The sequence below is a fragment of the Actinophytocola sp. KF-1 genome (genome assembly GCF_054661535.1).
Genome location: NZ_BAAFVK010000001.1, coordinates 1 through 12,414, shown reverse-complemented (window position 1 = coordinate 12,414; position 12,414 = coordinate 1). Strand labels below are relative to the sequence as shown.

The 12,414-nt window shown below is 73.5% G+C and carries 9 protein-coding genes; 7 read left to right on the top strand and 2 right to left on the bottom strand.

What is annotated here, in order from left to right; genetic code table 11:
• Positions 1–51 precede the first annotated feature (51 nt).
• Positions 52–1,302 (bottom strand): sensor histidine kinase, encoded by a 1,251-nt coding sequence (locus ACYQ77_RS00045; RefSeq protein WP_459706123.1) that lies wholly within the window; start codon positions 1,300–1,302, stop codon positions 52–54.
• Positions 1,299–1,970 (bottom strand): response regulator transcription factor, encoded by a 672-nt coding sequence (locus tag ACYQ77_RS00040; protein WP_459706121.1) that lies wholly within the window; start codon positions 1,968–1,970, stop codon positions 1,299–1,301. Before ACYQ77_RS00040 ends, ACYQ77_RS00045 begins: the two co-directional genes overlap by 4 nt.
• Before the next feature lie 167 nt (positions 1,971–2,137).
• Between ACYQ77_RS00040 and ACYQ77_RS00035 the strand changes: the two genes are divergently transcribed.
• The 7 genes from ACYQ77_RS00035 to ACYQ77_RS00005 all read left to right on the top strand — a co-directional run bounded on the left by ACYQ77_RS00035 (position 2,138) and on the right by ACYQ77_RS00005 (position 12,295).
• The gene (locus ACYQ77_RS00035; RefSeq protein ID WP_459706120.1) at positions 2,138–3,484 is read left to right on the top strand and encodes a type VII secretion protein EccE; all 1,347 of its coding nucleotides are present in this window, start codon (positions 2,138–2,140) and stop codon (positions 3,482–3,484) included.
• The gene (locus tag ACYQ77_RS00030; protein WP_459706118.1) at positions 3,481–4,179 is read left to right on the top strand and encodes a LuxR C-terminal-related transcriptional regulator; all 699 of its coding nucleotides are present in this window, start codon (positions 3,481–3,483) and stop codon (positions 4,177–4,179) included. The genes ACYQ77_RS00035 and ACYQ77_RS00030 overlap by 4 nt, the downstream gene beginning before the upstream one ends.
• On the top strand, positions 4,179–5,825 hold the full coding sequence (locus tag ACYQ77_RS00025) for a right-handed parallel beta-helix repeat-containing protein (protein ID WP_459706116.1): 1,647 nt from the start codon (positions 4,179–4,181) through the stop codon (positions 5,823–5,825). The genes ACYQ77_RS00030 and ACYQ77_RS00025 overlap by 1 nt, the downstream gene beginning before the upstream one ends.
• 55 nt (positions 5,826–5,880) lie before the next feature.
• Complete coding sequence (locus ACYQ77_RS00020; RefSeq protein ID WP_459706115.1) at positions 5,881–6,531, top strand: response regulator transcription factor; 651 nt, start codon at positions 5,881–5,883, stop codon at positions 6,529–6,531.
• Between the two features lie 43 nt (positions 6,532–6,574).
• Positions 6,575–7,039 carry a hypothetical protein gene (locus ACYQ77_RS00015; RefSeq protein ID WP_459706113.1) on the top strand — a complete coding sequence of 155 codons (465 nt, stop codon included), beginning with the start codon at positions 6,575–6,577 and terminating at the stop codon, positions 7,037–7,039.
• A gap of 380 nt (positions 7,040–7,419) precedes the next feature.
• Entirely contained in the window at positions 7,420–8,145 is a 726-nt protein-coding gene (locus ACYQ77_RS00010) for a GGDEF domain-containing protein (RefSeq protein WP_459708069.1), read from the top strand.
• A 268-nt stretch (positions 8,146–8,413) separates the two neighbouring features.
• Positions 8,414–12,295 (top strand): LCP family protein, encoded by a 3,882-nt coding sequence (locus ACYQ77_RS00005; protein WP_459706111.1) that lies wholly within the window; start codon positions 8,414–8,416, stop codon positions 12,293–12,295.
• The last annotated feature ends 119 nt before the right edge of the window (positions 12,296–12,414 follow it).

Below are 12,414 nucleotides of genomic sequence, written 5' to 3'. Positions count from 1 at the left end.
GCCCGCGTCCAACGACCGCCCGTGGCAGGTTCCGGACAACCCCCTGGCCGGTCAGGGGAGCACCGGCAGCGCGAGCTCGAAGATCGCGCCCGCGTCCTCGGCGTTGTAGACCGACAGCGTGCCGCCGTGCGCGGTCGCCACCCAGCGCACGATCGACAGGCCGAGACCCGACGAGCCGCTGCCCGTGCGGAACCGGTCGAAGGCCTCGTCGGCGAAGTCGCCGTCCACGCCGGGGCCGTGGTCGGCGACCGTCACCCGGCCGCCGGCGACGGAGATGTGCACGATCGCGGGCTGGTTGGGCTGGCGGCCGTAGCGGATCGCGTTGTCCAGCAGGTTGCCGATCGCGCGCTGCAGCAGCGTCGGGTCGGCCATGACCTTGCACGGGGCGGCGGTCAGCGTGACGTTCGCGCCGTCCGCCGGGGTCTCGTCGACGACCCCCGCGACCAGCTGGTCCAGCCACACCGGCTGCGCGGCCAGCCGCTCGACGCCCGCGGCGAGACGGGCGCGCACCAGGAGGCCGTCGATGATGCTGCCCATCCGCGACGCGAGCCGGACCGTGCGGGGCAGCAGGTCGCCGCGTTCCGTCGGGTTCCGCAGCGCCGTCTCGGCCAGCGCGCGCAGCGCCGCGACCGGGGTCCGCAGGTCGTGCGCGGTCTCGGCCAGCAACGTCTCCTGCTGCTCCAGCGCCGCGACCGCGGGCCGGATCGCCCGCGCCGCGATGAGGTGCCCGGCGACCGCGAGGCTGCCGATCAGCACCGTCGCACCGACGATCACCCACACCACCAGCTCGCGGTGCTCGTCGAGCATGGGCTCCGCGTCGGCGACGGCCACGACCGCGCCGAGGTAGCCGGACTCGCCGCGGAACGGCTGGGCCCGCACCCACACCATCCGGTCGTCGAGGCCGCGCTGGTACCCGTACACCTCGCGGCCGGACCTCGTGGCCTGCGCGGCCAGCCCGTCGAGCACCGCCGGGTCCACCCGCACGCACTCGCGTTCGCTGTAGTGCTTGTCGAAGCCGCTGCCGGTGTCGCCGGGCAGCACCGCGAACTGCGGGCACAGCCGGTTGATCTCGTCCGACTCGATGTAGCCGGTGACCACCGCGTCGCCGTCCCTGCCGATCAGGCGGACGACCGTGGAGGTGACCTTGGCCAGCTCGAGGTCCAGCTGCTGCTCGCCGCGGTCGGCGTCGGTGTCGACGACCAGCCACGCGAACACGATCAGGCCGATCGCGTTCATGACCGTGAACACCGCGGTCAGCACCCACCGCAGGCGCCGCAGCCGGTCGGCGGAGGATCGGTTCACGACACCGGACCGTATGCCCCGAGCCGGTACCCGCGACCGCGGACCGTGTGGATCAGCTCGGGCGGCCCGAGCTTGCGGCGCAACCGCTTCACCACCACGTCCACCACGTTGGACATGGGGTCGGCCTCGGCGTCCCAGCAGTGCTCGATGAGGTCGGTGCGGGACACCACCTGCTCCGGCCGGATTGCCAGGTACTCCAGGACCGCGAACTCCTTGTCGGACAGCGTGAGCAGCACCCCGCCGCGGCGCACGGCCCGGCGCGCGCAGTCGACCTCCAGGTCCGCGTGCCGCAGCACCGACGGCCTGCCGTCCGGGCGGCGGCACAGGATCATCACCCGCGCGGCCATCTCCGCCACGGAGAACGGTTTCACCAGGTAGTCGTCCCCGCCCGCGGCGAACCCGGCCACCCGGTCGGCCACCGCGTCCCGCGCGGTCAGGAACAGCACGGGGGTGTTCCAGCCCGACTGCCTGCGGTACTGGACGTAGTCGAGCGCGTCACCGTCGGGGAGCATCCGGTCGAACACGACGCAGGAGAACGGTTCCTGGCGCAGTCGCACGTCCGCGGTGGCGAGATCGGCCGCCTCGACCACGTCGAGACCGGCCGCGCCCAGCTCCACCGACACGGAAAACCGCAGGTCCTCGTCGTCCTCGACCACCATCACGCGCATGTCATCGAAACCTAATGTGCGCTGCTCGATCGTGGTCCACGACGGAACCGTAGCCGTCCGCGAGGAGCCGGGGGCCGCACTGGCCGGAACCGGACGCGGGTGAACCGCGCGGAGGGACCGGTCCCGGCGAGTCGTTCCTACCGTTCCGGACGAAGAGGAGGTGACCGGTGGACGCTCCAGTACGGAACACGGGCGCGGCCGCCCTGGGCGGCGGCCAGGTCCAGGCACAGCCGGTGGCGCCCGCGGCCGCGCAGGCCTCGCCGCGGCGGTGGGCGGACCCCAGGGCCGCCGCGCGCCCCGCGCAGGCCGCGGTGTCCAGGCCCATGCCGCAGCTGCTGTCCGAGGCGGACCTGCGCACCCGGCCGCTGCTGCTCGCGCCCCCGGTCCGGCAGGTGCCCGCGGAGCCGGTCACGCGGCCCGCGCTGCCGGAGCGGATGACGGCGGCCCGGCACGCCCGCGAGTACCTGCGGCGGTTGTCGCCGCTGCAGGTGATCTGCTGGCAGGTCGCCGCGATCGCGGTCGTGCTGACCGTGCGCCAGCCGTGGCCCGTGCTCGCCGGCACGTCCACCGCGGCGGCCGTGCTGCTCGCGCTGACGAGCGTGCGCGCCCGCGGCTGCTGGCTCTACGAGCTGACCGGGCTCGCCATCGCGTTCGCGACCCGCACCCGCAGGCGTGACCTGCCGGGCAACGGCGGCGCCGCGGGCATGACCCCCGCGCTGCTCGACCTGCTGCTGCCCGGTTCGACGCTGCGGACGCTGGAGACCAGCCAGGGCCCGGCCATGGCGCTCAGCCACCAGGGCGGCATGACCACGCAGCTGCGGCCCCGTGCCGTCACGCCGGAACTCGTCAACGCGCTGCCCATGCCGGCCGCGCTGCTCCCCTCGGTCGCCGACAACGCTGGCCAGCACCACCTGTTCGGCGTGCAGCACGTGCTCCACGTCGGTGTCCGGCCGGACCAGCCGCGCAGGCTGGTGGTCGCCGTGCACGCCACCCGCACCGTCGACACCCCGGTCGACGCCGAGCTGAGCCTCGCGCTGCGCAACGCGGTGCGCCGCGTGCGCAGGGCGCTCGGCCGCGCCGGGGTGCCCGCCGAACCGCTCGGCGAGGAGCAGGCGCTGGCCGCGATCGCCGGCCTCGCGCACGTCACCGGCGGCCGCAACGAGGTCCGCGAGGACTGGGCGTTCTGGCGCACCGGCCCGGTCAGCCAGGCCACGTTCGCGCTCACCGGCTGGGACGCCCTCACCGACACGCAGGCGCGGCGGCTCGTCTCCGGGCTGCTCGCCGGGATCCCGGGGGTCGCCACCACCATCGCGCTCGGCGCCAGGACCCAGCGCGGCGGCGACCCCCGGGTCAGCGCCGCGGTCCGCCTCGCCGCCACCACCGAGGCCGCCGTCGCCGCGGCCGCCACGACCATCACCGACCGTCTCGCGCCATCGGGGGTTCGCCCCGCTCGGCTCGACGGCGCACACGTCCAGGGTGTCGCCGCCTCGCTTCCGATCGGAGTGTTGCCATGACTGTCCTCGCTGAGAACCCGGTCTCCGTCCTGCGGCCCGTCGCGCACGCGACCGCGTGCCCGTCGGGCGCGGGGGTCGAGGCGCTGCTCGCGTCCGCGCACCGCGAGGTGCTCGTGATGAGCACACTCGCCGTCGCCGACCGCGACCCGATCGGCGGGGTGCGCCGGGTCGACCACGAGAACCTGCGCCGCGGCGTGCGGTACCGCGTGATCGTGCCGGACACCGCGCGCACCGCCCCGGTGCTCGCGACCCGCCTCGGCACGCTCGCCCTCGCGGGCGCCGACACGCGGACCGTCCCCGAGGTGCCGACCGACGCGCTCGTCATCGACGGGTCCGTCGTGGTGCTGCCGGTGGACCGCACGTCCGGTGGCCGATCGCTGGGCACCGCCGTGTTCCGGCTGTCGAGCGTGGTCACCACGACCATGGAGCTGTTCGAGCGGGTGTGGCTGTCCGCGGTGCCGATGACGCCGTCGGACATGCCGGACGCCGCGGAGCTGAACGCCCGTGAGCGGGAGCTGCTGTCGCTGCTGTCGTCGGGCAGCACCGACGAGTCCGCCGCCGTCCGCCTCGGCGTGTCCGTGCGGACCGTGCGCCGCATGGTCGCCGACATCATGAACCGGCTCGGCGCCCGCAGCCGCTTCCAGGCCGGGGTCAAGGCCGCCGACCGCGGCTGGCTCATCGAGAGGGCCGGCTGATGACCGTGATGGCAGCACGCACCCTGCTCGTGGCGCCCGGACGGCACGGCGCCTACCCCACCATCGGCGACGCGCTCGGCAACGCGCCGGACGGCGGCGTCATCGCGATCGCCGCCGGCACCTACGCGGAGACGTTCGAGCTGGCCGACCGGCGCCTCACGCTCAGCGCGCACGACGGCGGCGAGGTCGTCCTCGACGGCAGCGGCGGCGACTGGCCCGCGCTGACCGTGCGCGGCGGGTCGCTGACCCTGCGGGGCCTCACGATCAAGGCGGGCGCCGCGGCCGTGCAGGTCGAGGACACCGACCTGACCGTCGAGCGGTGCACGCTGTCCACCGAGGCCGGGCCCGCCATCGCGGTGCGCGGCTGCCGGCGGTTCACCGTCAGCCGCTGCGTGGTCGAGGACTCCGACCAGGGCATCGTGGTCGAGAGCTCGTCCGGCCGGATCGACGGGACGACCGTGCGGAACATCGCGGGCGACGGGATCGTCATCGGCCTCGGCGCCGACCCGGAGCTGCGGAACTGCGTGGTCAGCGACTGCGGCCAGCGGGGCGTGTACGTCTACCGGTACGCGCGGCCGGTGCTCGAGGCGTGCGAGGTGTCGCGGACCGCGCGCGAGGGCGTCGCGGTCGCGCAGCGGAGCAGGCCGGAGCTCCGCAAGTGCAAGGTCCACGACGTCGGCGGCGCCGGCATCGCGTTCGCCGCGGGCTGCGCGGGCGCCATCGACTCCTGCCACGTCGACAACGCGGCCCCGCCCGGCATCCTCGTCGCCGCGGGCGCGACGCCGACCGTGACCGAGCCGGCGAAGCGGGTGGCGAGCGGCGACGCGGGCCTCGACGACCTGCTCGCGGACCTCGACGCGATGGTCGGGCTGCCCGGGGTGAAGGCCGAGGTGCACGCGGTCGTCGACGAGATCCAGGTCAACGAGTGGCGCCGCGGCGCCGGCCTGTCGGTCGGCACCGTCAGCCACCACCTGATCTTCGCGGGCGCGCCCGGCACCGGCAAGACGACCGTCGCGCGCACCTACGGCAAGCTGCTGAAGTCGCTCGGCGTGCTGTCGAAGGGGCAGTTCCGGGAGGTGTCGCGGCGCGACCTCGTCGGCCAGTACATCGGCCACACCGCGGAGAAGACGTCCGTGGTGTTCGAGGAGTCGCTCGGCGGCGTCCTGTTCATCGACGAGGCGTACACGCTGTCCCGGCAGGCCGGGTCCGGCGGCGGCGACTTCGGCCAGGAGGCCATCGACACGCTCGTGAAGCTCATGGAGGACCACCGCGACGAGGTGGCCGTGATCGTCGCCGGGTACACCACCGAGATGGCCGAGTTCCTCGACGCCAACCCCGGTCTCGCGTCCCGCTTCTCCAAGACCATCGAGTTCGAGAACTACTCGCCGGACGACCTGGTGCAGATCATCGGCCGGATGGTCGCCGCGGGCGACTACCGCATCGACGAGGACGCGCACCCGGTGCTGCGGGCGTACTTCGCCCGCATCGCCGACGACCCGAACTTCGGCAACGCCCGCGACGCGCGGCGGCTGTTCGAGGGCGTGCGGAAGGTGCAGTCGCAGCGGTTGCGGCTGCTCGGCCGGATGCCGGAGACGGCCGAGCTGCGGACGCTCACCGTCGAGGACGTCCTCGCCGTGACCGGGTAGCCCGGCCCGGTGACCGAGCGGAGCCCGCGGAGCGCGCTTCGATACTGTCGGATACGTGCGGGTGCTGGTGGTCGAGGACGATGAGAACCTGCGGATCGCGATCACCGGCTCCCTGCGTGCCGCCGGGTTCGCCGTCGACCAGGTCGGCGACCTCCCCGCCGCCGACGAGGCGCTCATGGTGAACTCCTACGACTGCGCCGTGTTCGACCGCATGCTGCCCTCCGGCGACGCCCTCCATTACATACGTGTGCGCCGCCCGCCCGTGCCCGTGCTGTTCCTGACCGCCCGCGACACGGTCGCCGACCGGATCGCCGGGCTCGAGCACGGCGACGACTACCTGGTGAAGCCGTTCGCGGTCGAGGAGATGGAAGCGCGGGTGCGGCGCCTGTGCAGGCGTGTGCCGAGCGGGCTGCCGCCCGTGCTGCGCTGCGGCGACCTCGAGGTCGACAGCGGGCGGCACGAGGTGCGGCGCGCGGGCGTGCTGCTCACGCTGACCGCCAAGGAGTTCGACGTGCTGCGGCTGCTCGTCGCCCGCCAGGGCACCCCGGTCGGCCGCGCCGAGCTGCTCAAGGAGGTGTGGGACCCGCTCGTGGACCCCACCTCCAACGTGCTCGACGTGGTGATCAACCAGCTGCGCCGCAAGCTGCGGCACCCACCCATGATCCACACCGTGCGTGGTTTCGGATATCGCATCGAACCCGCGTGAGCACGGTTAGCCTGGAAGCACACCGCACTCCCCGGGGGACCACATGCGCCGCGTCCTGTTCGCCGTTCTCGGGCTCGCGAGCCTGCTGATCGCGGGCTGCACGTCCGCGGTGGCCGGCATGCCGCGTGCCGAGGACTCGCCGGACGACGACCGGCGGCTCGTGCAGGAGTACTTCGACGACCTGAACGCGGCGGCCGAGGACGGGCCCGCGACCCAGCGGGACTTCCTGCGCCGCAGCCAGCACCCCGACTACACCGACGACCTGTGCGACCTCGGCGACCTCACCCTGAACATCGACCCGGCCATGTCGACGCTGCGGGTGGACCCGGACTGGGTGCCGCCGGACGCGGGCCGCGACGCGGCACACCCGCGCGGGCTGGTGTACGTGCTCGGCGTGTCGATCAGCATCCGGCAGGACGGCGCGTTGCTCGGCGAGCAGATCGGCTCGCAGCGCGTCGTGGTGCTCGACGGGAAGGCGTACGGCTTCGCGCCGTGTCCCACTGGCTAGTGACTCAGGGCGACGAGAACGCCTCCGCTTGTGCGCTCCGCCAACCGACCGGAGTAGCCGTCACTGGTTCGGAGCAGTCCGAGTTCCACCGGTAGGGGGAAATCCGAACACGCACCCGTCAACATCTCAAGACCGCTCCGCCTCCCGTCGAAACAAGACCAAGTAGGGAGGTGAGCGCGATGGCAGTACTGGACACCCAACCCGAACCGGTCCAGCGGGACGCCCGCTGGCGGGACCGCAGGATCAACGAGCCGACGGTGCCGATCCAGCACCCGTCCCGGCGGAGCGAGCCGAGGACGGACGCTCGTGCCGAGCCCCGGGCGGAACGGGCAGGGTCCCGTGCCGGCTCCCGTGTCGAGGCCCGGGTCGAGTCCGAAGAGATGAGCCTGGTGGAACTGCACCAGTCCATCGCCTCCCTGCTGGCGTCGCGCGGCGAGTGGCGGCAGGCGTACGAGCACCTGCGCCACGCGCTCGACCTCGCCACGGCGGAGCGGCCGCCCCAGGTGCCGGAACAGTTCCGGCAAGAGGTGGCCCGGCTGCGCCGCGAGCACGCGGAGGCCCGCGAGCAGAGCATCCGCGACGCGCTCACCGCGAGCTACAACCGCCGCTACCTCGACCAGCGGCTGCTGGAGGTGGACCACCCGCGCGGCGAGTTCGCGGTGGCGCTGGTGGACCTCGACCTGTTCAAGCGCGTCAACGACACGTTCGGTCACCTGGTCGGCGACCGCGTGCTGCAGCAGGTCGTCGAGCTGCTGCAGATCGGCCTGCCCGAGGGCGGGTTCTGCGCGCGGTACGGCGGCGAGGAGTTCGTGCTCATGCTGCCGGGCCTCGAGGGCGCGGCCGCGTGGGCGGTCGCCGAGGCGGCACGCGCGCGCGTCGAGCAGTTCCCGTGGTCGACGATCGTCCGCGGCCTCCACGTGACGGTGTCCATCGGCGTCGCGCACGAGTCCGGGACCAGCGGCGTCACCAGTCCCGAGCAGCAGCTGCGGCTCGCGGACGGGTTGTTGTACACGGCCAAGCAGTCGGGCAGGAACAGCGTCGCCTACCGTGTGGGTGGCCAGGTCCGCCTCTCCGGCGCGGCCGGGCAGAGAAGCAGGCGTGTGTAGTTCCGGTCACCCTTGACCGGACCCTTGCGTCGGTTCGATAACATTTGAGGACACAAAGTCGATACCCCGATCGGGCGATCGGCTTGAGCCCAGTTGCCCACTGTTAGTGAGCAAATTTCGGTTGGCTGTCGTCAGAAGTGCCATCCGTCCGTACTATCTGGGCGCGGCGTAGGACACTGTGGGTCGGCAACCTAGTTGCGACACGCAACGTCTTGATAAAGAAAGAGCCACGACACCGTGGCCCGTACACGAGGTGAGAGGAGTCCGGGTGCCCGACGACGAACGCCTCGGCGGCACCCGCGATCCGCACGAGTACGGCAGGAGGCACCGCCGCGAGGAGCCCCCCAGTGGTGGCGGCGGCGAGGAGAAGCCGAGGCGCCGCAGGCGCTCCATGGAGGCGGGCGGCGGCCTGAGCGTCGCGGACCTGGTGCAGAAACACAGCGCGTCGAGGGCGGACCTCACGCCGGTCGACCCGCTCCAGTTGCAGCAGAACGGCCTGATGAGCGGCCGTCGGGCCCGGCAGGACAGACAGAGCGCCGAGGGCCTCGCCGGCCGCGGCCACCCCGGCGAAGCCCCCCGGCGCCAGGCGCCGCCACCACCGTCCATCGCCGATGCCCTGGGCGGCCCCGACTTCCCCCGCGACGACGCTCCCCGCCCCACCCGCCGCGCGGCCCGCTTCCCCCAGGACGACAACCCCCGCCGTCCACACCCCGGTGAAGCCGCCCGCAACGGCCGCCGGGCGGCGGAAGCCCCGGGTGAGACCTCCGGTCCCCGGCGCGCCACGGGCGCCTTCCTCCCCGGCCCGGCCGCACCGGCAGGCGAAACGTCCGGCCACCACGCTCTCCCGGCGGACACCCCCGCACCGCGCAGGCGCGCCGGTGAGACCTCCGGCCACCAGGCCTTCCCCGGCGACGCCCCCAGCCCGCGCCCCCGGCGTGCCCGCAGGGCAGGCGAGGCGTCGGCCCACCACGCCATCCCAGGCGACGCGCCCGCGTTCCCGCAGGACGAGGCCGCCAACGGCCGCCGCACCACCCACCGCGCGGCCGAGGCCTTCCCACCCGACGAGGCCCGCAACGGCTTCGCCCCTGGCGAGGGCTCCGGCCCGCACGCCATCCCCGGCACACCCCCGGCCCGCAACGGCCGCCGCGCAGCCGAACCCCTCCCCACCCCCGGCGAGGCAGCCTTCCCCCGCGACGAGGCCCGCAACGGCTTCGCCCCTGGCGAGGGCTCCGGCCCCCACGCCATCCCAGCCCGCAACGGCCGCCGCGCAGCCGAACCCCTCCCCACCCCCGGCGAGGCAGCCTTCCCCCGCGACGAGGCCCGCAACGGCTTCGCTCCCGGCGAAGGCTCCGGCCCCCACGCCATCCCAGCCCGCAACGGCCGCCGCGCAGCCGAACACCTCCCCACCCCGGGCGAGGGCTCCGGCCACCACGCCATCCCCGCCGAGCCCCCCGTCCGCAATGGCCGCCGCGCAGGCGCCCCGGGCGAAGCCTCCGGTCCGCACGCCATCCCCGGAACGCCGCAGGCCCGCAACGGCCGCCGCACAGGGGAAGCGTCCGCCCACCACCCCGTCCCCGGCGAGACCCCGGCCTTCCCGCCCGACGAGGCCCGCAACGGCTTCGCCCCCGGCGAGGGTTCCGGCCCGCTTGCCATCCCCGGGGCGCCCCCGGCCCGCAACGGCCGCCGTGCGCCCGAACACCTCCCCGCCCCCGGCGAGACCCCCGTCTTCCCGCCCGACGAGGCCCGCAACGGCTTCGCCCCCGGCGAAGGCTCCGGCCCGCACGCCATCCCCGGCACACCCCCGGCCCGCAACGGCCGCCGCGCGCCCGAACACCTCCCCACCCCCGGCGAAACCCCCGCCTTCCCGCCCGACAACCCGCGCACCGGTTTCCGCAGCGGCCGCCGCACAGGCGAAGCCTCCGCGCACCACGCCGTCCCGGGCGATCCCGATTTCCTCAACGCCGGCGCCCCCCACCTGCCCGGCCCTGGCGAGGTCCCCGCCTTCGCCCTCGACGGCCGCCGCCCCGGCGAAGCGTCCATCCACGTCCCGGTGCCGGGTGAGCCCCCGGTCCGCCGCCCCGGCGAGGCGTCCGCCCACCTCCCCGTCCCCGGTGAGCTCCCGGCCTTCCCCCGCGACGACACCCCCCGCAACGGGCGCCGCCCGGGCGAGGCGTCCGCGCACCTCCCGGTGCCCGGCCGGTTCCCCGTCGACGAGGCCCGTCGCCAGGGACCGCCGACGCCGCCGCCCGGCCAGTGGCCCGCGGACCCGCTGTCCGAGCCCCGCCTGACCCCGGCCGCGATCGACGCGCCCGACGCGCGTCCCAAGACCACCGGTGTCCCGCCGGTCCCGCCGCCGGTGCCGCCGCGCGGCGACGACGACCTCGTCTCGATGACCACCGAGATGGAGGCCATCGGCGAGGAGGTGCAGAAGCGGCGCAGCATCGACCACACGCTGGCGCGCTTCTCCGCCGTCCACGACGAGATCAAGGCCGAGGAGCGGGAGAAGAAGGCCAAGCGCCGCAAGCTCCTGCCGTGGCAGAACGCCGACGACGAACTGGACCGCCTCGACGAGCTGGAGGCCCAGCAGTCGATGGCGATGCGGATCCCCGTGATCCCCCGGGAGGACGACGAGCCCGAGGAGGACACGAAGAAGGGCCGCAAGAAGAAGCGCAAGAAGTTACGGGGCCGGAACGCGGGCAAGGCGTTCGTCGTGATGGTGGCCGGCCTGGTGTTCACGTCCACCGCCGCCGCGTGGGGGTTCAAGGCCTACATCGAGGGCGAGGCGAACACCGTCGACGCGCTCGACCCCGACTCCAAGGCCATCCAGGACGCGGCCGCGCAGGCCGGTGACGAGAACTTCCTGCTCGTCGGCTCCGACACCCGCGCCGGTGCGGCGAAGGAAGAGGGCGTCGGCGACGAGAACGAGGTCCAGGGCGCGCGTTCCGACACGGTGATGATCGCCCACATACCCAAGAACCGCGAACGCGTGGTGGTGGTTTCTTTTCCCCGTGACCTCGAGGTGACCCGGCCGGCCTGCGAGGGATGGGATCCGAAGACCGGGGAGCTCACGGGTGAGCAGCACCCCGCCGAGGAGCGGGTGAAGCTCAACACCGCGTACCAGGTCGGCGGGCCCAAGTGCGTCACGAAGATGGTGCAGGAGCTGTCCGGCCTCGCCATCAACCACTTCGTGGGCATCGACTTCCACGGCTTCAAGGACATGGTCGACGCCGTCCAGGGCGTCGAGGTGTGCGTCGAGCGGCCGATGAAGGACGACGTGCTCGGCACGATCGTGCCGCAGGCGGGCAAGAAGGTGCGGCTCACCGGCAACCAGGCGCTGAACTTCGTGCGCGCCCGCCACGTGCAGGGCGACGTCACCTCCGACTACGGCCGCATCATCCGCCAGCAGCGGTTCCTGTCCTCGCTGCTGCGCAAGGCGATGTCGACCGAGGTGCTGCTGCACCCGGGCAAGCTCACCGACTTCGTCGACGCGTTCTCCAATGCCACGTTCGGCGACAACATCGGCGTCGACCAGCTGTTCACGCTCGGCCAGTCGATGCAGGGCGTGCAGGCGGGGCGGGTCACGTTCATCACCGTGCCGACCGTCGGCGAGGCCAACGAACGCGGCAACGAGGAACTGCGCGTCGAGGCCAACCAGGCGCTGTTCGAGGCGATCCGCCAGGACACGCCGCTGCCCGGCGAGGAGCCGGTGAAGAAGCCCGCGGACGACGCGTCGAAGAAGCCGCGGCAGTCGACGCTCGCGCAGGACCAGCCGCAGGGCCCGGTCGACCCGAAGACCATCAAGATCCAGGTGCTGAACGGCGGCAACCCGACCGGCGGCATCGCGGGCGACACCGCGGACGCGCTCGCCGAGTACGGCTTCCAGATCATGCGCGTGGACGCCGCGCCGGAGAACGTCGACAAGCCTGCCGTCATCAAGTACAGCAAGGCACGCAGCGCGGAGGCGCAGACGCTGCAGGCGGCCGTGCCCGGCTCGGTGCTGGTCGAGGACCCGTCGATGGCGGGCGCGATCATGCTGATCGTCGGCCCCGGTTTCGACGGCGAGGTCGTGTCGCCGAACGGCGGCGGGAAGACCGCCGAGGTGCCCGCGGGCCTGTCCACGGTCAACGCCGGTGACGTCTCCTGCGCCTAGACGAGTAATGCGTAAGTCGGGGCGGTGGCTGGAGACGGACGAAGGGTGTTCAAGATCCGTTTGTGACGACAGACCTGAACACCCTTCTGACCGCACTCTACGTCAAGATCGATGACTAC